At 67.5% G+C, this 22,802-nt stretch carries 17 protein-coding genes, 1 tRNA gene and 1 pseudogene; 10 read left to right on the forward strand and 9 right to left on the reverse strand.

All coding sequences use genetic code 11. The annotated features are described in order from the left end of the window. From ABS73_RS04025 to lipB, 3 genes are all read right to left on the reverse strand, one after another. Window positions 1-551: cbb3-type cytochrome c oxidase subunit I (locus ABS73_RS04025; RefSeq protein WP_286693407.1), on the reverse strand; the 551-nt coding region annotated here is incomplete at its 3' end. Between the two features lie 146 nt (window positions 552-697). Further along, entirely contained in the window at window positions 698-1,138 is a 441-nt protein-coding gene (locus ABS73_RS04030) for a c-type cytochrome (protein ID WP_277020766.1), read from the reverse strand. A 117-nt stretch (window positions 1,139-1,255) separates the two neighbouring features. Then, window positions 1,256-1,900: a lipoyl(octanoyl) transferase LipB gene (lipB, locus tag ABS73_RS04035; RefSeq protein WP_277020764.1), complete on the reverse strand. Its 645-nt coding sequence runs from the start codon at window positions 1,898-1,900 to the stop codon at window positions 1,256-1,258. Between the two features lie 108 nt (window positions 1,901-2,008). Here lipB and ABS73_RS04040 point away from each other — a divergent pair. The 5 genes and pseudogenes from ABS73_RS04040 to eutC all read left to right on the forward strand — a co-directional run bounded on the left by ABS73_RS04040 (window position 2,009) and on the right by eutC (window position 6,512). Next, a tRNA-Leu gene (locus ABS73_RS04040) sits at window positions 2,009-2,095 on the forward strand. Between the two features lie 428 nt (window positions 2,096-2,523). Next, window positions 2,524-2,863, forward strand: a pseudogene (locus tag ABS73_RS04045) (transposase); the annotation flags it as partial. 569 nt (window positions 2,864-3,432) lie between these two features. Then, window positions 3,433-3,810, forward strand: a complete 378-nt coding sequence (locus tag ABS73_RS04055; RefSeq protein WP_277020760.1) for a hypothetical protein — start codon at window positions 3,433-3,435, stop codon at window positions 3,808-3,810. 606 nt (window positions 3,811-4,416) lie between these two features. Beyond that, window positions 4,417-5,790, forward strand: coding sequence for an ethanolamine ammonia-lyase subunit EutB (locus tag ABS73_RS04060; protein ID WP_277020757.1), 1,374 nt, complete (start codon window positions 4,417-4,419; stop codon window positions 5,788-5,790). Further along, a complete protein-coding gene (eutC, locus tag ABS73_RS04065) occupies window positions 5,787-6,512 on the forward strand; it encodes an ethanolamine ammonia-lyase subunit EutC (protein WP_277020754.1) in 726 nt (241 codons plus the stop codon). The genes ABS73_RS04060 and eutC overlap by 4 nt, the downstream gene beginning before the upstream one ends. Here eutC and ABS73_RS04070 read toward each other — a convergent pair. From ABS73_RS04070 to ABS73_RS04080, 3 genes are read right to left on the reverse strand one after another with little or no spacing between them, the layout of a single operon-like run. Continuing rightward, the gene (locus ABS73_RS04070; RefSeq protein ID WP_286693408.1) at window positions 6,509-7,894 is read right to left on the reverse strand and encodes an efflux transporter outer membrane subunit; all 1,386 of its coding nucleotides are present in this window, start codon (window positions 7,892-7,894) and stop codon (window positions 6,509-6,511) included. The two genes, eutC and ABS73_RS04070, sit on opposite strands and share 4 nt — an antisense overlap. Then, window positions 7,891-11,007 (reverse strand): efflux RND transporter permease subunit, encoded by a 3,117-nt coding sequence (locus tag ABS73_RS04075; RefSeq protein ID WP_277018835.1) that lies wholly within the window; start codon window positions 11,005-11,007, stop codon window positions 7,891-7,893. The genes ABS73_RS04070 and ABS73_RS04075 overlap by 4 nt, the downstream gene beginning before the upstream one ends. Window positions 11,008-11,011: 4 nt before the next feature. Continuing rightward, complete coding sequence (locus tag ABS73_RS04080; protein ID WP_277018832.1) at window positions 11,012-12,232, reverse strand: efflux RND transporter periplasmic adaptor subunit; 1,221 nt, start codon at window positions 12,230-12,232, stop codon at window positions 11,012-11,014. A 122-nt stretch (window positions 12,233-12,354) separates the two neighbouring features. Between ABS73_RS04080 and ABS73_RS04085 the strand changes: the two genes are divergently transcribed. Continuing rightward, a complete protein-coding gene (locus ABS73_RS04085; protein WP_277018831.1) occupies window positions 12,355-12,936 on the forward strand; it encodes a TetR/AcrR family transcriptional regulator in 582 nt (193 codons plus the stop codon). Between the two features lie 6 nt (window positions 12,937-12,942). Here the strand turns inward: ABS73_RS04085 and ABS73_RS04090 are convergent, their stop codons facing one another. From ABS73_RS04090 to ABS73_RS04100, 3 genes are all read right to left on the reverse strand, one after another. Further along, entirely contained in the window at window positions 12,943-16,353 is a 3,411-nt protein-coding gene (locus tag ABS73_RS04090; RefSeq protein WP_277018829.1) for a CheR family methyltransferase, read from the reverse strand. Further along, window positions 16,346-16,882 carry a PAS domain-containing protein gene (locus ABS73_RS04095; protein ID WP_277018826.1) on the reverse strand — a complete coding sequence of 179 codons (537 nt, stop codon included), beginning with the start codon at window positions 16,880-16,882 and terminating at the stop codon, window positions 16,346-16,348. The genes ABS73_RS04090 and ABS73_RS04095 overlap by 8 nt, the downstream gene beginning before the upstream one ends. Window positions 16,883-16,958: 76 nt before the next feature. Further along, window positions 16,959-17,984, reverse strand: coding sequence for a LacI family DNA-binding transcriptional regulator (locus ABS73_RS04100; protein ID WP_277018824.1), 1,026 nt, complete (start codon window positions 17,982-17,984; stop codon window positions 16,959-16,961). A 146-nt stretch (window positions 17,985-18,130) separates the two neighbouring features. Between ABS73_RS04100 and ABS73_RS04105 the strand changes: the two genes are divergently transcribed. From ABS73_RS04105 to ABS73_RS04120, 4 genes are read left to right on the forward strand one after another with little or no spacing between them, the layout of a single operon-like run. Beyond that, entirely contained in the window at window positions 18,131-19,183 is a 1,053-nt protein-coding gene (locus ABS73_RS04105; protein ID WP_277018821.1) for a sugar phosphate isomerase/epimerase family protein, read from the forward strand. Next, a complete protein-coding gene (locus ABS73_RS04110) occupies window positions 19,180-20,286 on the forward strand; it encodes a Gfo/Idh/MocA family protein (RefSeq protein ID WP_277018819.1) in 1,107 nt (368 codons plus the stop codon). Before ABS73_RS04105 ends, ABS73_RS04110 begins: the two co-directional genes overlap by 4 nt. Beyond that, entirely contained in the window at window positions 20,283-21,788 is a 1,506-nt protein-coding gene (locus ABS73_RS04115) for a sugar ABC transporter ATP-binding protein (RefSeq protein WP_277018817.1), read from the forward strand. The genes ABS73_RS04110 and ABS73_RS04115 overlap by 4 nt, the downstream gene beginning before the upstream one ends. Then, window positions 21,785-22,780, forward strand: a complete 996-nt coding sequence (locus ABS73_RS04120; RefSeq protein ID WP_277018814.1) for an ABC transporter permease — start codon at window positions 21,785-21,787, stop codon at window positions 22,778-22,780. Before ABS73_RS04115 ends, ABS73_RS04120 begins: the two co-directional genes overlap by 4 nt. Window positions 22,781-22,802: the final 22 nt, after the last annotated feature.

The raw sequence follows: 22,802 nt of genomic DNA on the forward strand, positions 1-22,802 counted from the left end.
AAGATCGCGAGGTCCATCGAGTAGCCGCCCTCGTTGGTGGACAGCGGCGGATACAGCACCCAGCCCACGCCCGAACCCAGCTGCTGGGTGCCGCCCGGCGACAGCAGCGAGGCGATGCCCAGCAGCAGACCGGTGACATACAGCCAATAGCTGAGGTTGTTCATGCGCGGGAAGCTCATGTCCGGCGCGCCGATCTGCAGCGGCATGAAGTAGTTGCCGAAGCCGCCGAACAGCGCGGGAATCACCACGAAGAACATCATCAGCACGCCATGATACGTGATCAGGACGTTCCACAGGTGGCCGTTCGGGCTGCACTCACGGGTGGCGTCGGCGAAGAATCGCGCGCCCTCCATGCACATGTACTGCACGCCCGGCTCGTGCAGTTCCATCCGCATGTAGACCGTGAAGGCCACCGCGATGAAACCGGCGATGCCGGAGGTGAAAAGGTAAAGAATACCAATGTCTTTGTGATTGGTGGACATGAACCAGCGGGTGAAGAACCCGCGCGTGTCATGATGGTCGTCGTGGCCGTGTGCGGCTGCGTCTGCCATACCCGAACTCCCTCAAGATGTCGTCGATCCGGCCTGTCGACCGTCATTATCACGCGTTCTTTAGACCACCTGCATGAATCGGGCAATGCGTCACTGTGGCCTTGCGGGCGAACGCCCCGTCATGCGGCGCATCGCCGCAGGCGCGATCACTCGGCCGGGGCGTCCGGCGAGACGGTCGTCAGATAGGCCGCCAGGTCCGCCTGGTTGCGGTTCAGCTTGAACGTCATCTTGCTGCGGGCCGAATCATCGCCCGACTTCTCGCGCACCCAGACCGTGGGGTCGGTGACATAGGCGATCATCTCCTCCTCGGTCCAGACCAAGTCGGGATTGGCCGCCTTGGCGGCCAGCAGGCCGTCGCCATAGCGATAGCCCTCCTCCTCGGCGATGGGGGTGCCGATGATGTTCCACAGGTTCGGACCGGTAGCGCCGCCCTTGACGATGTCGGTGCCACTGGCATCCTGGATCATGTGGCAGGCGCGGCACTTGCGGAATTCGCTTTCGCCCGCGACGGGGTCGCCGGTTTCCTGTGCAACGGCCGGAATGGCTAGGGTCGCGCCCAGCAGGGCGCCGACAATGGCTGATCTCATGCGTAGTTCCTCGCTCCGCCCCGTGGGTGGGGCCGTGGTCTCCCGACTGGCATCGTAGGGCCAGATCGAGGCGGAAGGCCAGCCACCGAAAGGTCGCATCGCAAGATTTGATCGGCCTTAGCCGAACTGGCGCGCGAACCCGTCCCGCAGGGCCAGATCCAGATCGGCCATCCCCACCGGCAGGCCCAGATCGACCAGCGAGGTCACCCCGTGCCCGCTGATGCCGCAGGGCACGATGCCGTCGTAATGCGACAGATCCGGGTCCACATTGATCGAGATGCCGTGAAAGCTGACCCAACGGCGCAGCTTGACGCCGATGGCCGCGATCTTGTCCTCGCGCATCTGGCCGTCGGGCAGGGGGGGCTTGTCGGGGCGCGGCACCCAGACGCCCACGCGTCCCTCGCGGATCTGGCCCGACACGCCAAAGCTGGCCAGCGCGTCGATCACCCATCCCTCCAGCTGTCCGACAAAGGCGCGCACGTCGCGGCCCCGCCGGTTCAGGTCCAGCATCACATAGACGATGCGCTGGCCCGGCCCATGATAGGTGTATTGCCCCCCGCGTCCCGTCGCATGCACCGGAAAGCGCGGCTGCAGCAGGTCCTGCGCCTTCGCGCTGGTGCCGGCGGTATAGATGGGCGGGTGCTCGACCAGCCAGACGGCCTCGGGGGCGGTGCCGGCCAGGATGGCGGCCACGCGGTCCTCCATGACGGCCACGGCCTGATCGTGGCCGGTCAGGCCGCTGCTGATGATCCATTCAACCATGTCCCGCGATGTGGCGGTTCCGCCCGGCCCCGTCAACATCGATCTGGCCGCGCAGAAAGCGCTTTTCTTTGCACCGCGCCTCGGCTATCAGGCGCGCACTGCCCGGATGCGGCCGTGGCGGAATTGGTAGACGCGCAGCGTTGAGGTCGCTGTTCCTTAACCGGAGTGGAAGTTCGAGTCTTCTCGGCCGCACCAACCTTTCTTTTCAAAGAAAATAAGGCAGGTATCAGGTTAAAGTATGGGGTGATCCCCCGGTCCGTCTCGCAGCGCTGGAGCAGGATGCTTCAGATCGGTTCGCATTGAATTGGTAAATGGATGCCCTCAAACGCCGTTGCCGTCACTCCAATTCGCTGAACGTCCGGCTCGTGTGACACTGTGTGAGGCATAGCTCCCAGCAGGGGCCACCTCCAGGGGGCAATGAATTGTCTTGTCGTGTTCTCCCCATCCCCGCACTGGCCATCATGGCTTTCTAGAACGCCCGGCACAGAGAATACAGGCGCGGCGTCATGCTCCGCTCGACTCCGACACGCCGTCCTCGGCCTCGAAGCCGGCCCCTGTCGAAATTCTCGCACCGCGGGCTGACCAAGGCGGGCCTGAGCGTGATGCTGATGAAGACCCGGCATCCCTCGCGGTTCGCGTCGTCGAAGAGGGTCGGCCTCACGCTGGCGTGCAACCAGTCGGGCGACCGCGACATCTTTGGCGGGATCACCAAAGCGGGGGACGTCACCCTCCGGCGGGTGCTTTGCCGGGAGGCGACGGTCATGATGCATGAGGACGGTTTTCCCGACGATTGGAGGCCGCTCGACATGGCTGAAACCATGGGTAGTACAGGACGCGCGCCGCCGCGGCGCGAAACGGGCCATGGTGGCCCTTGCCCGGCCCATCAGCGTGATCCTGCACTGGATAGCAACTGACGGCACAACCTTACGAAATCGAGGGTCTGCATGCACCGTGATCGGCTAGGCGCGGCACCGTTGCCTGCCTGACCGCAGGCCTTCGAGGTCTCCGCGGGTCGCGGTTCCGATGATGCCGTGGTCAGGACTGTTGCCGACCCACATCGGGCACGCCAATGAGATGGCCACACCGGACCTGCCTCATGATGGCGGCCTGCGCGGCATGTCACGGACCGAAGCAGCGCCCGCATGATCCCGGAGGAAGGTAGCCGCGACAGCCGTGCGACGATCAGACCAAAGCTGAAACCGCCACTCTGCGAACAGCAGCGCATGCGTGGAATCGCTTGACTGAAACGAACCCGTTACCGAAGGGCTGAGCATAGGTTTTATTAGTGAGATGCTGACCTGCCACGGGATCTTTCCCCCACCAGCAACGAAAGTCTCCCCAAGGAAGGAACGGGCATAAAGCGAGCAATGCGAACCGAAAAGCAAATCATCGGCATCTTGCAGAAGCATGAGGCCGGGGCGAACTGTGCCGCACGCACGGGATACCAGAGGGCGCGTTTTACGCTTGGAAGGCGAAGTCTGAACCGCTGCGGGTTTGCCGGATGCTTCAACGTCTGAGCAGGATGGAAGGTCATGAGCGAGACGACGAACAGGGTCTCCCGCGAGCTTCGTGAAAGCGCGGTGCGGCTGGTCTTTGGCAGCGATGGTCAGCATGAAGCGCGGTGGCAGACAGTCATGTCGATTTCCGTTAGGACCTTCTGTGCGCCCGAGGCGCTGACCGATTGGATCGAGAAGGCCGAGGCCTGTAGCGGACGGCGCATTGGTATCCCGGCAGACATCGTCGCGAATAGGAAGGCGCTAGAGCGGGGGAACCGGGAACTGCGCCAGAGCGAGGAGGGTCAGACGATAGCCTGGTGGACCGCTTTTCCGGTGAACGAGGTCCTGCGTAAGGCAAGTGCTTGTTTTGCGACGATCGAAGGCAGCAGCGGTATCGCCTCGAACGCTGCCTGAGATGCGGAAAACCCCGAGCGGTTCATGGTCGTGCCGGGGATCATGACGATCGCGCAATGCCGCGCCATCCGTCCGAGCGGTCGGGCGACGCCAGCCTGGTCAGGTCATATCCCTTGCTTGGAGTGACCGGCTGAGGCGCGATGGCATCCGGATCTGGATGGACGGCGAAGGGTGCTGCATCGACAACCCTGGGGCATTCACGCGGCACCATGGCGGTCACGCCCTCGATCATCGAAGGCCTGTGGCGGACCTGATATCTGGCTCCGCCTCGCTGAACGCTCGAAAGACCGGATCACAAGCCAAGGTGGGCATCGGGCGCTGGATCACGTTTCACAATCACCGGCGGCCAGACACCGCCCGCCATGGGCTGCCTCGACACCATCAACTGATCAGCAGCCACAGGCGGTAGCCTGGATCAGCCACTATCCAAGGATCGGCGAGTGGCTCAGGTTCTCGCGGCCAGCGTACTTGCGGTTTGGGACCCATCAAGTCGTTGGCGCCAAAGGAAAGAGGCCATATTTGGCCGCACCCAATCTCTCTTGGTCATGGATGTCTTGACGCCGTTGCGATGCGGGGCATTCTGGTGCCCTGACAATAGGGACGCCGATGCCCCTCTATTCCGCCGCCGCGCGACAAGAGACATTTCGCTTTGACGGGCTGGCCGCCGTGCTGGCCGCGGCTTCGCCTGAACGGTCAGGCGATCAGCTGGCTGGCATTGCGGCGGGCAGCGCGCTGGAGCGGGTCGCGGCGCGGCGCGTGCTGATGGACCTGCCACTGACGGCGTTCCTGAACGAGCCGCTGATCCCCTATGAGACCGATGAGGTCACGCGCCTGATCCTGGACGGTCACGACCGCGCGGCCTTTGCGCCGGTCGCGGCGATGACCGTGGGGGGCTTGCGCGACTGGCTGCTGTCGCCCGCCGCCGACACCGCCGCCCTGGCCGCGCTGGCCCCCGGCCTGACCCCTGAGATGGTGGCCGCAGTCAGCAAGCTGATGCGCAACCAGGACCTGATCCGCGTCGCGCGCAAGGTCCGCGTGGTGACCGCGTTCCGCAATACAATCGGCGGGCCGGGAGTGCTGGCCTCGCGGTTGCAGCCGAACCACCCGGCGGATGATCCGCGCGGCATCGCGGTGGCGGTGCTGGATGGGCTGCTGCAGGGCGCGGGGGATGCGGTCATCGGGATCAACCCGGCCTCGGACAACCTGGCCAATTGCCACGCGCTGCTGGTCGCGCTGGACGAGATGCGCCAGGCGCTGGAGATCCCGACCCAGACCTGCGTGCTGACCCATGTGACCAACGCGCTGACCCTGCTGGAGCGGGGCGCGCCGGTCGATCTGATCTTTCAGTCCGTCGCGGGCAGCCAGGCCGCCAATGACGGCTTCGGCATCAGCCTGTCCCTGCTGGCCGAGGCGCATCAGGCGGGGCAGGAGGCCGGTCGCGGCACCGTCGGCCAGAACGTGATGTATTTCGAGACGGGGCAGGGGTCCGCTTTGTCGGCGGATGCCCATCACGGCGTCGATCAGCAGACGATGGAGGCCCGCGCCCAGGGCGTGGCCCGCGCCTATGGGCCGCTGCTGGTCAACACGGTCGTGGGCTTCATCGGGCCGGAATACCTGTTCGACGGCAAGCAGATCATCCGCGCGGGGCTGGAGGATCATTTCTGCGGCAAGCTGCTGGGCCTGCCGATGGGGGTGGACGTCTGCTACACCAACCATGTCGAGGCCGATCAGGACGACATGGACACGCTGTCCACCCTGCTGGCGCAGGCGGGCGTCAGCTTTGTCATCGCGGTGCCGGGGGCCGATGACGTGATGCTGGGCTATCAAAGCCTGGCCTTCGAGGACATCGCCTATCTGCGCGAGATCACCGGCCTGACCCCCGCGCCCGAATTCGCCCGCTGGCTGGAGGGGTTCGGGCTGGCAGGTGGCACCCTGCCCGATGCGGGGGCGTTGGCCCGCCGCCTGGGTCTGCCCGCATGAGCGCGCCGGACCTGCGCCGCCTGTCCGCGCTGACGCCTGCGCGGGTGCGGCTGCAGGCCGGGGCGGGGGCCACGCGGCTGGCCGATCTACTGGCCTTTCAGGAGGATCACGCCGCCGCGCGCGACGCGATCCATGCCGCCGTCGACTGGGATGCGCTGGCGGGTGATCTGGCGCCGCTGCCGGTGCTGCGCGTGGCCAGCCGCGCGACCGACCGGGCGACCTATCTGCGCAGGCCTGATCTGGGGCGGCAGCTAGCGGATTGCGATCTGCCGCGCAGCGCGCCGCCGCTGCTGCTTGTGATCGGCGACGGGCTGTCGGCGCCCGCGGTCATGGCGCAGGCGGCGGGGGTCACGCGGGCGCTGGTGGGGCTGTTGCCCGAATTGCAGGGCCAGCCCGTCGTGCTGGCGCAGGGCGCGCGGGTGGCCCTGGGCGATGCGATCGGGACGGCGACGGGGGCGGGCATGGTGATCATGCTGATCGGAGAGCGTCCCGGCCTGTCGGTGGCCGACAGCCTGGGGGCATACCTGACCCATGCCCCCCGCGTGGGGCTGCGCGACAGCGCGCGCAACTGCGTGTCGAACATCCATCTGCGCGGCGGCCTGTCCCACGCCGCCGCGGCCGAGCGTCTGGCCTGGCTGGTGACCCAAGCCCGCCACATCGGCGCTACAGGCGTCGCCCTGAAGGATGAAAGCGGCAGCACCGGGATGCTGCCGCCGGATTAATTCGCGATCCGCGCCACGGCGGCACCGGCCCCCGTGGCGATCTGCAGCCGCGCCCATTCCTTGGCCGCGTCGTTCCTGGCCGACACTGCCTGCAGCCGGGCCGCCGCGCGCTGGCGGTCCACGTCCAGCAGATCGACCAGCGGCAGGGCGCCCGCCTCGAAATTGGTGCGGGCCAGCGCATAGGCGCGGTCATAGCTGGCCGCGGCCTGATCCAGCGCCGCAACCCGCTGGCGCAGGCGGCGCAGGGTCGACTGGCTGGTCTGCACATCCTCGACCGCCGCGGCGACCTGGCTGCGGAAGGCCAGATCGGCCTGGCGCGCCTCGGACAGGCGGCGGGTACGGGCGGCCCCCAACACGCCCTGATTGGCGACCGGCAGGCTGATGCGCGGGCCGAACCCCCAGGCCGTGGCCCCGCCCTGATCGCTGACCGTGCCCGAGAGCGACAACGACGGCAGCATGTCCGCCGTGGCGACCCCCACCGCGGCCAGCGCCTGCACCAGATCCTGCTGGGCTGCGCGGATGTCGGGGCGGTTGCGCAGCAGATCCGCCGGAACCCCGGTGCCCGGACCGGGCGGGATGCGCAGCGCGCCCGACCCGCCCTGCATCTGCGCCATCAGCGGCCCGGCCTGCTGGTTCAGCAGCGTGGACAGGCGATAGACCTGGGCGTTGAACTGTGCCTCGAAATTGGGCAGGTCGGCGCGGGCGATCTGCAGCAGGGCCTCGGTCTGGGCGATGTCGTAATCGGTGGCCAAGCCCAGGGCCTGGGTTTCGCGGGTCACCGACAGGGTGGCCTCGCGGGCGCGGATCGTCTCGCGCGTCAGGGCCATGGCCTGCTGGTTGAAGCGGGCATCGGCATAGGCGCCGATCACCTCGGCCAGCCAGGCCAGGCGGGTGACCTGGGCCTGCGCCTCGGCCGATGCGACGCCGGCTGTGGCCCCTTCGCGGGCACGGCGCGCGCCCCCGAACAGATCAAAGACAAAGCCCGCCGACAGGGTCGCGCTGCTGGTGGTCGCGGTGGGCTGGCCGTCACCGCCCGCGCGCACGCGGCTGGCCGAGGCCGGGTCGCCCGTGATCTGCGCCGACAGGGGCTGGGTCGCCTGCAGGTCGGCGGCGGCCGCGCGGATGCGTTCATTGGCGGTGATGATGTCCAGGCTGGTGCCCAGCCCGCCCGCGATCAGCCGTGACAGGGTGCGGTCCTGATAGCCCGACCAAAAGGCGTTGGTGCCGACCTGGCCCAGGGCGCCGCCCTCGGTTTCGGCAAAGGCACCCTGGACGCGGGTGTCGGGCAGGTCGGTGGGGTCGGGCCCCACCGCGGCACAGGCCGAGATCATCAAAAGCGCGCCAAGCGACAGCGTCGCGCGGGTCATGCGGAGATGGGTCACGAGGGTTGTTCCTTCTTGCGCGACAGCAGCGACCGGATCTTGAGCACGGCCACGTAAAAGACCGGCACCAGGAAGATCCCGATGGCGGCGGAGGAGGCCATGCCGCCCAGAACCCCGATGCCGATCGAGTTCTGCGCCCCCGCACCCGCACCGGAGGCGATGGCCAGCGGCAGCACCCCCAGCATGAAGGCAAAGGTCGTCATCAGGATCGGGCGCAGGCGCTGGCGCGAGGCGATCAGGGCGGCCTCGACGAAGGATTTGCCCTCCTTGACCTGCGCCTCGGCGAATTCGACGATCAGGATGGCGTTCCGGGCGGCCAGCCCGATGGTCGTCAGCAGGCCGACCTTGAAATAGACGTCGTTCGACTGACCGAAATACAGCGCCGCGACCAGCGCGCCCAGGATGCCCACCGGCACCGTCAGCATCACCGCCAGAGGCACCGCCCAGCTTTCGTACAGCGCGGCCAGCGACAGGAACACCACCAGCGCCGACAGCGCGAACAGCAGCGGCGCCTGGTTGCCCGACAGCCGTTCCTGGAACGAGAGGCCCGTCCAGGCGGTGCCATATCCGCCCTCCATATCCGCGACCATCTGTTCTATCACGCTCATCGCCTCGCCCGAGGAGAGGCCCGGTACCGCCGCGCCGCTAAGCTCTAGCGCCCGCGTGCCGCCGAACCGCGCCAGCGATTGCGGCTCCTGCTGCCAGCTTTGATCGGCAAAGGCGCCGAAGGACACCATCTCTCCCTGGTTGTTGCGGGCATACCAGCGGTCCACATCCTCGGGCTGGCTGCGGGCATAGGCCTCGCCCTGCACGATGACGGGGCGCAGGTCGTTGCCAAGCGCAAAGTCGTTCACGTCCCGCCCGGCAAAGATCACCGACAGCATGGCGTTCACGTCGCCGATGTTCAGGCCAAAGGCCGCGGCCTTTTGCTGGTCGATGTCCAGGCGCAGGGCGGTCTGGGTGTTGGCGGTCTCGTTGCCGCGCAGGTTGGTGACCTGGCCGCCCGCCTGGGCATCGGCCACCAGCTGGTTGGCGGCGGCCGCCAGCGCGTCCTGACCCTGTCCGGTCTGGTCCACCAGATACATGGTAAAGCCCGACGAGGTGCCCAAGCCCTGGATCGCGGGCGGCTGCAGGGCAAAGATCAGGCCCTGGCGGTTGGTGGTGAAGAAATAGCCGTTCGCCCGGTTCACCAGGGACGCGATGTCGAACCCGTCGCGTTCGGCGTAATCGCGCAGCTTGATGAAGATCAGCGCGTTGCTTTGGCCCGTGCCGCCAAAGCTGAAGCCCAGGGCGGCAAAGACCGATTCCACCGTGTCGGTTTCCTGGGTCAGCAGATATTGCTCGACCCGCTCGACCAGGGCCTGGGTCTGCTGGGTGGTCGATCCGTCGGGGCCCTGGATGATGGCCAGGGCGACGCCCTGATCCTCGTCGGGCAGGAAGGACCCAGGCAGACGGTCGAACAGCGTCATGACGCCAAAGCCGATCGCGACCAGCACCAGAAGCATCCGCAGCGGGCGTTTCACCAGCCGCGTCACGGCGCTCATGTAGCCGTCATTGACCCGGTCCAGGTTGCGGTTGAACCAGCGGGCGGGCGCGATGCCGCCCTGACCATGCTTGCGCGCCTTCAGCAGGCTTGCGCACATGGCAGGCGTCAGGATGACGGCCACGCCCAGGGACAGGATCATCGCCGTGATGATGGTGATCGAGAACTGGCGATAGATCACGCCCGTGGCGCCCGTCTGGAACGCCATCGGCAGGAACACCGCCGACAGGACCAGCACGATGCCGACCAGCGCGCCGGTGATCTCGTCCATGCTCTTTTCCGTGGCGGCGACGGGGTCCAGGCCCTCCTCCTCCATCACGCGTTCGACGTTCTCGACCACGACGATGGCGTCGTCGACCAGCAGGCCGATGGCCAGAACCAGCGCGAACATGGTCAGCGTGTTGATGGAAAAGCCCGCCACCGCCAGCACCGCAAAGGTGCCCAGCAGCACGACCGGGATTGCCACGACCGGGATGATCGTCGCCCGCCAGCTTTGCAGAAAGACCAGGATGACCAGAAAGACCAGCACGACGGCCTCGGCCAGGGTCTTGTAGACCTGGGTGATCGACTTTTCGACGAAGGGCGAGGTGTCATAGGGATAGGTGATCTCGACCCCCGGGGGCAGGGCGCCCGCCAGCCCGTCGATGGTCTCGCGCACTGCGGCGGCGGTGGACACCGCGTTCGCGCCGGTCGCCAGGTTCACCGCGACGGCGGCCGCCGGGTTGCCGTTATAGCGCGAGTTGCCGCCATAGCTCTCCTGCCCGATCTCGATCCGGGCGACGTCGCCCAGGAACACGGTCGATCCGTCCGGGTCGACGCGCAACAGGATGCTCTCGAATTCGTCGACGGTGGACAGCTGCGACTGGGCGGTGACGGACACGGTCAGGCGCTGGCCCTCGACGGCGGGCTGGGCGCCAAGATTGCCGACGGTGACGTTGGTGTTCTGGGCGGCGACGGCGGCGGTCACATCGGCGGGGGTGACGCCGTATTGCACCATCCTCATCGGGTCCATCCAGATCCGCATCGCATAGCCCGACCCGAAGGTGTTGATCGAACCGACCCCCGGCGTGCGCTTGACCGGGTCCTCGATGAACTGCGCGATCAGGTCGCCCAGCTGGACGGTGGAATAGCTGCCATCCGCCGCCGTCAGCGCCGCCACCAGCAGGATAGAGCTGGACGAGCGTTCGACCTGTACGCCCTGCTGCTGCACCACGTCGGGCAGCTGCGAGGTGACCAGCTGCAGCTTGTTCTGCACCTGCACCTGGGCGATTTCCGGGTCGACCGTGTCGTCAAAGGTCAGCGCGATCGAGGCCGAGCCCGGCGTCGAGTTCGACGTCATGTAGGTCAGCCCGTCGATGCCGGTCATGGCATCCTCGATGACGGTGGTGACCGAGGATTCGACGATCTCGGCCGAGGCGCCGTTATAGGCGGCGCGGATCTGGACGGTCGTGGGGGCGATCTGGGGATATTGCTCGATGGCCAGACTGTTCAGGCCAAGCGCGCCGACCAGCATGGTGATCAGCGCGATCACCCAGGCAAAGACGGGGCGGTGAATGAAGAAACGGGCCATGCGCTTACTCCGCCGCGGGTGCGGCTGCGGCATCCGCCGCGGGTTGATTGGCGGCATCCGCTGCGGGTGCGTCCCCGGCCGGAGCCAATTCGCGCACCACGCCGGTCTGGTCGATGGTCACGGGGACGGTGACGACCTCCATGCCCTCGGCCAGGCCCGCCAGGCCGTCGACGACCAGCAGGTCGCCATCCTCCAGCCCCTCGGTGATGATCCATTGCTGATCATAGCTGCCATCCTCGGTCAGGCGGCGCTGGCTGACCTTGCCGTCCTGGACGACCCAGGCCGTCAGGGTGCCGATCTTGTCGCGCGTGGCCGAGGATTGCGACACCAGGATGGCCGAGGTCACGCCCAGCTCGACCTTGCCGCGCAGGAACATGCCCGGCAGCAGCAGGTTGTCGGGATTGTCGAAACGGAACCGCGTGTCGATCGACCCGGTCGAGGTGGACACCGTCACCCCCGGCGCGACCAGCTGACCCACCGCCTGATATTCGCGCCCGTTCTCCAGCGTCAGGGTCGCGGCCAGTTCGTCGTTCAGGCGCAGGCTGCCATCGGTGATGTCGTCCAGAACGCTGAGAAACCGCGACGAGGGTTCGTACATGTCGACCTCGATCGGGTCCAGCTGGGTGACCGTGGCCATCGCCTCGGCCTGGCCCGCGGTCACCAGATCGCCGACCGATGCGGCGGCCACGCTGGCGATGCCTGCAATGGGGCTGGTCACCGTCGTCCAGTCCAGATCGGCCTGTGCCAGCGTGCGCGTGGCTTCGGCCGATTGAAGGGTGGCATTGGCCTGGTCCAGCGTGGCCTGAGCCTGCTCGACCTGGGCCTGGGTGGTGCCCGACCCCAGCAGCTGCCGCGTGCGGTCAAAGGACGATTGCGCCTGCGTGACCTGGGCCGTGGCCGAGGCGACCTGCGCCTCGGCGCTGGCCAGGTTCGCCTGATAGGTCGTGTCCTCGATGCGGAACATCGGCGTGCCCGCTTCGATCGGGGCGCCGGGCTGATACAGGATCTCGGTGACGATGCCGCCGACCCGCGGGCGGATCGCGGTGTCCGAGGCCGCGACCGCGCGCCCCGGCATGGTGACGATTCGCGGCACGTCCTGGCGCGTGACGGGCATCACCCCGACCTGCTTGGGGGGCATCCCGCCCGGCGCCTGCGACCAGGCCATGGCGGGAAGCAGAATCGCGGCGACCATGGCGGCGCCGGTCGCAAGGCTGTATTTCGGCATTGTAATCGTCCTGGAAGTGCACTCGACGGTGCGTCACTGTCGGGCGCTGATTGCATGATTTTGCGGACTATGCAATATTTGCTTTAACTGCATGGATGCTGCATGGGGAGACTGCCACGAAAATGACCATCAACCTTCGCGACCGCCGCCGCCTGCAGACCGCCCGCGATATCCAGCTGGCGGCGCTGCGGCTTAGCCTGCGGCACGGCTATGCCTGCGTCACGACCGATTCCATCGCCGCCGAGGCCGGGATCAGCACCCGGACCTTCTTCAACTATTATCCGAACAAGCAGGCGGCGGTTCTGGGCATGCCCCCCCAGCTGGACAGTTGTGCGGCGGAATGGATCGTGACCTCGACCGGGCCGCTGGTTGACGATCTGGCCTGTCTGCTGGGCCGCATGCTGGAGGCGAAGGAGATCGACCGCGAGATCGTCCGCATGATCGAAAAGGTCTGGGACACTACGCCCGAGCTGATGGCGGTGTTCCGCAATTCGATGGACAATATCGCCCTGACGTTAGGTGGGCTGCTGCATACGCGCCTTGGCCCCGACCGCCAGCCCGAGGCGATGCTGATCGCCGAACTGGCGACCCATGCGCTTTCGCATGCCGTGCGCCACTGGGCCGCCGATGACGCGATGTCGGTCAGCGACATCCCCCCGATGATCGTCCGCCAGATGCGGCAGGTGGGGCACCTGCTGGTCTGAGCGGCGCTAGAATGTCAGGCGCGTGCGGCGGCTGTCGGCGTCGGCCGTGACCTCAAGCATGCCGCCGATCTGGGCGGTGGCGCCCTCCAGCAGGACCGACCCGAACCCCGCATCAGGGTCCGCGCGGTCCGGATCGGTGGCGTTGGGCGCGTCATAGCGTTCGGTCCAGTCCAGCACGGTGCCGCTGTCGTCGCTGTGCCAGCTGACCTCCAGCGTGCCGTCCACGGGGCCCAGCACGCCGTATTTGAACGCGTTCGTCGCCAGTTCGTGCAGGATCAGCGACATCGGCACGACCCGCTTGGCCGCGATGGTCAGATCACCGCCGCCGATGGTCACCCGCGCGCCGCGATAGGGGGCCAGCGTGGTGTCGACCAGATCCTGCAGGCCGACCTGCGACCGGGTGCCCTTGGCCGTGGTCAGCCCGTGGGACGCGGCCAGCGCATTGATGCGGGTGCCGACCTCGTGGACGACGGTCTGGGCGTCGTCGGTCTCGCGGCCCGCCATCCGCAGCATGGCCGAGATCTGGGTGAACAGGTTCTTGACCCGGTGGTCCATCTCGGAAATCACCGCCTCGCGCAGGGTGGCGGCCGATTGCGCGGCGGTCACGTCCAGCATCACACCCAGCACCCGGCAGTCGCCGTCATCCGTGCCGAACCGCGCGCCCGCCGTCTCCAGCCGCACGCCAGAGCGCGCGTCGGATGCGGGCGTCAGCACCCGCCGAAAGCCCTGGCCCGCCGCGCAGGCCGCCAGATCGGCCAGCAGCCCCTCGCGGTCGGGCGCCGCGATCATCGCCGCAAAGGCCGAGATCGGCAGCTGCGCGGTCTGCCCCAGCCCCAGCAGGTCCGAACTGTCGTCGATGGTCAGCACCTGGGCGCGCGCGTCATAGTCCCAGACCGCAATGCGCGCCAGCGACCGCACGGCCTTGAGCCGTTCCTCCTGACGCTCGACCTCGATGCGCAGGTCGCGCAGGTCGGTCACGTCCTCGAAGACCAGCATGGCGCCGTCCAGATGCCCCTCGGGGCCGCGATAGGGTTTGGCGTCGATGCGCCAGACGCGATGGCCGGTGGCCTCGGGCAGTTCTGTGGTCTGCGCCTCGCCCTGCCGGGCGACCTCGGAGGCCATGTGCAGCAGGACCTCACTGGCAAAGACGTTGGACACATCCGCCAGCGGGCGCCCGTGATCCGACCGGCGCAGCGGAAAGATCTGCTGCGCGGCGGCGGTGAAATTGCGCACCCGCACGTCGCGATCCACCACCAGCAGCGGGATCTTGGTCGCCAGAAAGAAGTTCTGCAGGTCGCTGTTGGCCGCCGTCAGATCGTCGATCTTGGATTTCAGCTCGTCGTTGACGGTGCTCAGTTCCTCATTCGTGGACTGCAGCTCCTCGTTCATCGACATCATTTCTTCGTTGGAGCTTTTCAGCTCCTCATTGGCCGTCTCCAGCTCCTCGACGGCGCTGTGCAGCTCGATCCGGGTCAGGCGCAGCTGCTCCTCCAGCAGGTCCGACCGCGATTCCGTCAGGCTCAGCTCGTCCGTCTCATCCTCGGTGCCCGCGGCCAGCTGCTCGCCCGCCTCGTGGAACACCAGCAGGACGCTGCGGTCGGGCAGGGGTTCGGCGAACAGCGTGACCGGCTGCGACCCCAGGTCCGACCGTGCGGTCAGGTTGCGCATGATCACCGCGCGCCCGCCGGTCACCACCTGATCCAGCGCGGCGGCCACCGCCTCGCGCAGGCCGGGATGCACGATGGCGGGGGCCAGGACCGGGCGCCGCGCCGTCGGATCGACCGCCAGATAGCGGCCCAGCCTGCCCGCGGTCCACAGAACCTCGCCCGCGCGGGACACCTGCAGCGAGGCGGGCGCAAAGCGGTCCAGCACCCGGCGTTGTGCGGCCATCGCGTGATCGCGCGCGGTGGCGCCCTCGGGCGCGCGGGCGGGACCGGCGGGGGGGCGTTCGCCCTCGGCGCGCAGAAACGGCAGGTCCAGCGGCAGGCGGGCCGCGGTCTGGTCGCGCTGGAACAGCCGCGCGGGGCGGTCCATCTCGGTGAAATGGGCCGATTCCCGGCGCACCCCCTCGGACGGGCCCAGGAACAGATAGCCACCCGGACGCAGCGCGTAATGGAACAGCGGCAGGATGCGGCCCTGCAGTTCCTCGTCCAGATAGATCAGCAGGTTGCGGCACGAAATCATGTCCACCCGCGCAAACGGCGGATCGCGCAGCACCGAATGCAGCGAGAACCGCACCCGGTCGCGCAGCTGCGGCGTGATCTGCATCAGCGCATCGCGATGGGTGGTATAGGACGCGCGCATCTCCTCGGGGATGTCGGCCAGGGCGCTGATCGGATAGGTGCCCGCGCGGGCGATCTCGATCATCTGCTTGTCGATGTCGCTGGCGAAGACGGTAAAGCGCGGCCGCAGCCCCGCCGCCCGCATCTCGGTGTCGATCAGCATCGCCAGGCTGTAGGCCTCCTCACCCGAGGAGCATCCCGCGCACCAGACGCGCAGCTCTTCTCCTCCGGCGGCCGCGATCATCGGGCGGATGGCCTGCTCGCGCAGGGTCTGGAACAGCTCTGGGTCGCGGAAAAAGCGCGTGACGTTGATCAGGAACTCGTTCAGCAGCGCCTCGCATTCGTCGGGATGGCGCTTGAGGTGGCGCAGATAGTCCTTGGTGCTGGTCATGTTCAGCACATGCAGCCGCCTGCGGATGCGGCGGATCAGCGTCGACATCTTGTAGCCCGAAAAATCATGCCCGCAGCGGTCCAGCAGGTGCTGACAGATCAGCCGCGCATCGGCCAGCATCACGTCCTCGGGCGGGGTCGATCGGCCCGACTGAAAGAACTGCAGGATCGCGGGGACGATGCGGTCGGGGGGCAGGATGTAATCGACCAGCCCGGTCGATTCCGCCGACAGCGGCATTCCGTCATAGCGGGCGGTGCGCGGCTCCTGAATGACGCAGATGCCGCCATGCTCCTTGACCGCGCGCAGGCCCAACGTGCCGTCCGCCCCGGTCCCCGACAGGATCACGCAGGCCGAGGCATGACCGCGGTCATGGGCCAGGCTTTCGAAGAAATCGTCGATCGGGCGGCGCAGCCCGCGCGGCTGGTCGAAATCGGCCAGATGCAGGCGGCCGTCGCTGATCAGCATCCGCGACCCCGGCGGGATGGTATAGACATGCCCCGGCTGCAGCGTGGTGCCGTCGGTGGCCTGCTGCACGCTCAGCGCCGTGCGGCGGTCCAGCAGCTCGGCCAGCACGCTGTCATGGGTCGGGTCCAGGTGCTGGATCACCACATAGGCGGCGGGGTCCTCGCGGCGGGCATCGCGCAGCAGGTCGTGCAGTGCCTCCAACCCCCCGGCCGAGGCGCCGATGCCGACCACGGCGAAATCATGGCGCGTCGTCGCGCGGTTGGGCGAGGCGTCATTCATCGCGCACGGTGATCCTTGCAAGCGTGCTGATCGACCGTGCGATCAGGTCGGTGGAATCGGCCATGATCAGCCCGAACTCTCCGGCGGCGCGGCGCAGGTCGGTCATGTGGCGGCCCAGGGCGGCGTCGTCGCGGTTGCGGGTGCCCGCCGCCGTCGCCGCCGTCACGTCGAATTGCGACGCGAGGACATAGCGCAGCACGCCGTCGCTGCCGCGCAGCTTGGACATGAATACCAAGTTGATGAACGTGCGCCCGTCGCGTGTGTGGTTCAGCACCGGAAAGCGGGCATCGTCCTGCCCATCGTTGCGCAGGAAATCGGACATGGCGCGGACCTGATCGGGCGGCGTGTCCGGCCCCTGCAGGAACCGGCAGTTGCGGCCGCAGGCGTCATCGGTGCCATAGCCGGTCAGGGTCAGGAATGCTTCGTTCACCAGGCACAGCGGCATGTCCGGCAGCGTGGTGGCCAGGGACAGGGCGATCCGGGACCGCGTGATCTGGTCACGCAGCGCGTCGGGCAAGTCGTGGTGCATCGTCATCCTGTTCCGGCGGGGCGGTGGGCCGCCCGTCTGCGGCAGCAGTTTACCGGGCGAACAAACGGGGGGCAAATCACGTTTCGGCGCACGGCCCCGTGCTGCCGCGAACGACCAGATCAACCCCCAGGGTCACGTGATCGGTGACGGTCTGCCCCTTCATCTGCGCCAGCAGCAGTTCGGCCGCGCGCCGCCCCAGACGGGCGCGGTGCTGGCGGATCGTGGTCAGGCCGGGGCTGCAATAGGCCGCCATCTCGATATTGTCGAACCCCATGACCGAGATGTCGCGCGGCACGTTCAGGCCCGCCGCGATCAGGCCGTGCATCAGGCCGATGGCCATCTCGTCATTGTCGCAAAAGACCGCGCTGGGCCGGTCTGGCATCGCCAGCAGATGCGCCGCGACCTGCTGGCCGAACCTGGCGGTGAAATCCCCGGTCATGCGGTGGCTGTCATCCGGCGCGGGCAGCCCGGCCTGGGCCAGACCGCGCAGGAACCCCTCGCGGCGCGAGGTGGTCAGCGAACTGCCCTCGGGGCCGGTCAGGTGCAGGATGCGGCGGTGGCCCAGATCGGTCAGGTGCCGCGCGGCCAGGCGCCCGCCCTCGACATTGTCGGCCAGCACGCGGGGGGCAGACAGCCCCTCGATCCATTCGCAGGCCTGCACCAGCGGCGGGCAGCCCGCGCGCGCGAACAGATGCGGGTCCATCTGCCCGTCCAGCACGATCACCCCGTCCGATCGCGACCGCGTCAGATAGGGCCCCAGAACCGTCATTGCGGGCTGGTCGGGCACCGCCGTCGTGTCCATCACCAGCAGGCTGAGGTGATGCGACCGCAGCACCTCAGAGATGCCCGACAGGATCTGCGAAAAGAACGGATTGGCCAGGTTGGGCACCAGCGCCAGCACGCCGCCCACCTGCTGCTGGCGCAGGTTCCGCGCGGTGAAGTTCAGCGTGTAGCCGGTCTGGGCGATCGCCGCCTCGACCGCCTGGCGCGTCGCCTCGGACACGATGGCCGGGTTCGAGATGGCGCGGCTGACGGTCGCCACCGACACGCCTGCCAGCTTGGCGACATCGTGGATGCGGGGCGGACGGGGTTGATCTGACACGACAAACTTTCTGATGGGGTGGGTCAGGCTTAGCGGAAAAAACAGTGTTGTAAACCTTTTCATCCTGTGAGAACGTCACATGAAACCGATTACATGACGCGGAATCGGTCAGGGGGAGCTTCGGAGGGGAAGTTCCGGGAGGATGCATGAAGACCATCAAGGGCCCCGGCCTGTTTCTGGCCCAGTTCATGGGCGACACGGCGCCGTTCGACAGCCTGCCCGCGATCACCGCATGGGCGCGCGATTGCGGCTATCTGGGGGTGCAGGTGCCGTCAGGGGCGGCATCGCTGATCGACCTGGACCTGGCCGCGACCTCGGCCGGCTATTGCGACGATCTGGCGGGGCAGACGAACGGGCTGGCCATCACCGAACTTTCGGGCCATCTGCAGGGCCAGCTGGTCGCGGTGCATCCGGCCTATGACGCGGCCTTTGACGGGTTCGCCCCTGAGGCGGTGCGCGGCAACCCGGCGGCGCGGCAGACCTGGGCGGTGGATCAGATCCGCAAGACCATCGACGCATCGGCCAATCTGGGGCTGGACCGGATGGCGGCGTTTTCGGGCGCGTTGGCCTGGCCCTATCTCTATCCGTGGCCGCAGCGCCCCGCCGGTCTGGTCGAGGCCGCCTTTGACGAGCTGGCCGCCCGCTGGCGCCCTCTGCTGGATCATGCCGAGGATAAGGGCGTCGACATCTGCTTCGAGATCCATCCCGGAGAGGACCTGCATGACGGCGTGACCTTCGAGATGTTCCTGGACCGCGTGGACCAGCATCCGCGCGCCCGGATGCTGTACGACCCGTCACATTACCTGCTGCAGCAGCTTGATTACATAGAGAACCTGGACATCTATGCCGAACGCATCGGCATGGTCCATGTCAAGGATGCCGAATTCAACCCGACCGGGCGTCAGGGCGTCTATGGCGGCTTTCAGCCCTGGGCGCAGCGCGCGGGGCGGTTCCGCAGCCTGGGTGACGGGCAGGTCGATTTCGGGGCGATCTTCTCCAAGCTGGCGGTGATGGGCTTTGACGGATGGGCCGTGGTCGAGTGGGAATGCGCGCTCAAGCACCCCGAGGATGGCGCCCGCGAAGGCGCGGCCTTCGTGCGCGATCACATTATCCGCGTCACCGACCGCGCCTTTGACGATTTCGCAGATGGAGGGGCCGACATGACCGCCAACCGCCGCATGCTGGGGCTGGACCGATGAGCCGCCCCATCCGCCTTGGCATGGTCGGCGGTGGCGCGGGTGCCATGATCGGCAACGTCCACCGCATCGCCGCCCGGCTGGATGGCCGGTTCGATCTGGTCGCAGGGGCCCTGTCCTCGGACCCGGAACGCGCGGCGACCAGCGCGCGGGATGCGGGCATCGCGCGCAGCTATGCCGATTACGCGCAGATGGCCCACGACGAGGCCGCCCGCCCCGACGGGATCGAGGCCGTGTCCGTCTGCACCCCTAACCACCTGCATTTCCCGGTGGCGCAGGCCTTTTTGGCCCAGGGCATCCACGTGATCTGCGACAAGCCGATGACCGCCACGCTGGATCAGGCCCGCCAGCTGGCCGATGCGGCGCGGGCGTCGGACGCGCTGTTCATCCTGACGCATAACTACTCCGCCTATCCGCAGATCCGCCAGGCCCGCGCCATGATCGCCCGTGGCGATTTGGGCCGCCTGCGGCTGGTGCAGGTCGAATACGCGCAGGATTGGCTGACCGAGGACAGCGACAGCAAGCAGGCCGCATGGCGCACCGATCCGGCCCGGGCGGGCGCGGGCGGCGCCATCGGCGATATCGGCACGCATGCGTTCCAGCTGGCGCGCTTTGTGACCGGGCAGCGCCCTGAGATGTTGGCCGCCGACCTGACCAGCTTTGTCCCCGGCCGCGCGCTGGACGACAATGCGCATATCCTGCTGCGTTACCCGTCGGGGGCGCGGGGGATGATGTGGGCCTCGCAGGTGGCGCCGGGGCGCGAAAACGGGCTGCGCCTGCGCGTCTATGGCGACAAGGGCGGGCTGGAATGGCAGCACGACACGCCCGAAACGCTGCAATACACCCCCTTTGGCCAGCCCGCGCAGATCCTGCGCCGCGCCGGGCCGGGCAGCCTGTCCGAGGGCAGCCGCGTGCCCTCTGGCCACCCTGAAGGCTATCTGGAGGGGTTCGCGAACCTCTACTCCGAGGCTGCGGACGCAATCCGCAGCGGCACCATGCCCGACACCCTGCCGGGGATCGAGGACGGGCTGGAGGGGCTGCATTTCATCGGCGCCTGCATCCGGTCGGCCAAGGCCGATGCGGGCTGGGTCAGGGTGATGCCATGAGCGGTGCCATTCTGGCGCTGGAGGGCGTCACCAAATCCTTTGGTCCCATCGAGGTGCTGCACGGCGTCGATTTCGCCCTCCATCCCGGAGAGGTCCATGCCCTGATCGGAGAGAACGGCGCGGGCAAGTCGACCACGATGAAGATCCTGGCGGGCTATCTTGACCCGACGGGGGGCCGCGTGACCTTCGAGGGCAAGCCGATCACCTTCACCGGGTCGGATCAGGCCGAGGATCTGGGGATCGTCATGATCCACCAGGAGTTCAATCTGGCCGAGCATCTGTCCATCGACCAGAACGTGTTTCTGGGCCGCGAGCTGAAACGCGGCTTGCTGCTGGATCACAAGGCGATGCGCGTGCGCACGGCGGAATTGCTGTCGCGGCTGGAATGCCGGGCCGATCCGGGCGCGCAGGTCAGCCGGATTTCGGTGCCCGACAAGCAGATGGTCGAGATCGCCAAGGCCCTGTCGCGCAAGGCGCGCGTGCTGATCATGGACGAGCCGACCGCCGTGCTGACCGAGAAAGAAACCGAGATCCTGTTCCGCCAGATCGAGCGTCTGCGCGAGGAGGGGGTCGCGATCCTCTATACCTCGCACAAGCTGGGCGAGGTCAAGCGCATCGCCGACCGCGTGACCGTGCTGCGCGACGGGGTGATGGTGCGGTCGGACCGCACCGCAGACGTCACCGAGGACGACATGGCCACCGCCATGGTCGGGCGCGAATTGTCTGACCTGTTCCCGCCCAAGATCACCGCCCATGGCAAGCCGATCCTGGTGGCGCAGAACGTCACCGTGCCGGGCATCGTCCACGATGCCAGCCTGACGCTGCACAAGGGTGAGGTTCTGGGCATCGGCGGGCTGGTCGGATCGGGCCGCACCGAACTGGCCGAGGCCATCGCCGGTCTGCGCCCGCGCCAAGGCACCGTGCGCCTGAACGGGGCCGAGCTGCCCGCGGGTCAGGTGGCGCAGGCGATGCGCGCAGGCCTCGCCTATCTGACCGAGGATCGCAAGGGCGCGGGCCTGCTGCTGGAAAAGACCCTGCGCGAGAACCTGACCCTGCCGCTGCTGGAGACCTTCGGGCGCCCCCTGATCGACCGCAAGCGCGAGGAGGCGGCGCTGGACCGCGCCATCGCCGATTTCGCGATCAAGGCCCCCGACCGGGGCATGGCGGTGGGCGATCTGTCGGGCGGCAACCAGCAGAAGCTGCTGCTGGCCAAGACGCTGCTGTCGGACCCGCAGGTCGTCATCATCGACGAGCCGACGCGCGGCATCGACATCGGCACGAAACAACAGATCTATTCCCTGATCGCCCAGCTGGCGGCCGAGGGCCGTAGCATCATCGTCATCTCGTCCGAGATGCCGGAACTGATCGGCCTCGCCTCGCGCGTGGTCGTCATGCATGCGGGCCGCATCGCCGGCGCGCTGTCGGGCGACGCGGTGACCGAACGCGGCATCGTGGGCCTGGCGATGGGAATGGACGGATCATCAAAGGACCACGCCGCATGACCACGGCCACGAACACCCTGACCCGCCGCCCGCGCGTCAACCTGACCGTCATCGCGCCGCTGGTGGCGCTCTTGGTGCTGATCGGCATCGGCATGGCGCTGAACCCGAACTTCCTCAGCTGGGCCAACATCACCAACGTGCTGGCGCGATCGGCCTTCATCGGCATCATCGCGATCGGCATGACCTTTGTCATCACCGCGGGCGGGCTGGACCTGTCGGTGGGGTCGATGGCAGCCTTCGTGGCCGGGCTGATGATCCTGTCCATGAACATGCTGACCGAAAGCATGGGGCCGGGCCTGCCGGTGATCTTTGCGGGCATCGCCATCGCGCTGGCCACGGGGCTGGCGGCCGGTTTCATCAACGGCATCCTGATCACGCGGGCGGGGATCGAGGCCTTCATCCTGACCCTGGGCACCATGGGCATCTATCGCAGCCTGGTCACCTGGCTGGCCGATGGCGGCACCCTGTCCCTGGGCTTCGAGATGCGCGAGATGTACCGCCCCGTCTATTACAGCGGCGTCGCGGGCATCGCCTGGCCGATCATCGTCTTTGCCGTGCTGGCGGTCCTGGGCGAGATCACCATGCGCCACACCGCCTTTGGCCGCCACTGCGCCGCCATCGGATCGAACGAAAAGGTCGCGCGCTATTCGTCGGTGGCCGTGCTGCGGGTGCGGCTGGCGACCTATGTGCTGCTGGGCGTGCTGGTGGGCATCGCGGTCGTCATGTACGTCCCGCGCCTGGGTTCGGCATCGGCCACGACGGGCCTTTTGTGGGAGCTGGAGGCCATCGCCGCGGTCATCATCGGCGGCACGCTGCTCAAGGGCGGTTTCGGCCGCGTCTGGGGCACGGTCGTGGGCGTGCTGATCCTGTCGCTGATAGGCAACCTGCTGAACCTGACCGACTTCGTCAGCCCCTATCTGAACGGTGCCATCCAGGGCGTCGTCATCATCCTTGCCGTCGTGCTGCAACGAAACACCGGCGCGGCACGCTGATTTTAACCTGTGGGAGGAGTAA

The sequence above is a fragment of the Paracoccus sp. SCN 68-21 genome (genome assembly GCF_001724535.1).
Classification (GTDB): Bacteria; Pseudomonadota; Alphaproteobacteria; order Rhodobacterales; family Rhodobacteraceae; genus Paracoccus; species Paracoccus hibiscisoli.

Bases quoted from the DNA above. Each gene is read 5' to 3' on its own strand.
- ABS73_RS04030 (WP_277020766.1), bottom strand. From the start codon at position 1,138: ATGAGATCAGCCATTGTCGGCGCCCTGCTGGGCGCGACCCTAGCCATT.
- lipB (WP_277020764.1), bottom strand. From the start codon at position 1,900: ATGGTTGAATGGATCATCAGCAGCGGCCTGACCGGCCACGATCAGGCC.
- ABS73_RS04055 (WP_277020760.1), top strand. From the start codon at position 3,433: ATGAGCGAGACGACGAACAGGGTCTCCCGCGAGCTTCGTGAAAGCGCG.
- ABS73_RS04060 (WP_277020757.1), top strand. From the start codon at position 4,417: ATGCCCCTCTATTCCGCCGCCGCGCGACAAGAGACATTTCGCTTTGAC.
- eutC (WP_277020754.1), top strand. From the start codon at position 5,787: ATGAGCGCGCCGGACCTGCGCCGCCTGTCCGCGCTGACGCCTGCGCGG.
- ABS73_RS04075 (WP_277018835.1), bottom strand. From the start codon at position 11,007: ATGGCCCGTTTCTTCATTCACCGCCCCGTCTTTGCCTGGGTGATCGCG.
- ABS73_RS04080 (WP_277018832.1), bottom strand. From the start codon at position 12,232: ATGCCGAAATACAGCCTTGCGACCGGCGCCGCCATGGTCGCCGCGATT.
- ABS73_RS04085 (WP_277018831.1), top strand. From the start codon at position 12,355: ATGACCATCAACCTTCGCGACCGCCGCCGCCTGCAGACCGCCCGCGAT.
- ABS73_RS04090 (WP_277018829.1), bottom strand. From the start codon at position 16,353: ATGAATGACGCCTCGCCCAACCGCGCGACGACGCGCCATGATTTCGCC.
- ABS73_RS04095 (WP_277018826.1), bottom strand. From the start codon at position 16,882: ATGCACCACGACTTGCCCGACGCGCTGCGTGACCAGATCACGCGGTCC.
- ABS73_RS04105 (WP_277018821.1), top strand. From the start codon at position 18,131: ATGAAGACCATCAAGGGCCCCGGCCTGTTTCTGGCCCAGTTCATGGGC.
- ABS73_RS04110 (WP_277018819.1), top strand. From the start codon at position 19,180: ATGAGCCGCCCCATCCGCCTTGGCATGGTCGGCGGTGGCGCGGGTGCC.
- ABS73_RS04115 (WP_277018817.1), top strand. From the start codon at position 20,283: ATGAGCGGTGCCATTCTGGCGCTGGAGGGCGTCACCAAATCCTTTGGT.
- ABS73_RS04120 (WP_277018814.1), top strand. From the start codon at position 21,785: ATGACCACGGCCACGAACACCCTGACCCGCCGCCCGCGCGTCAACCTG.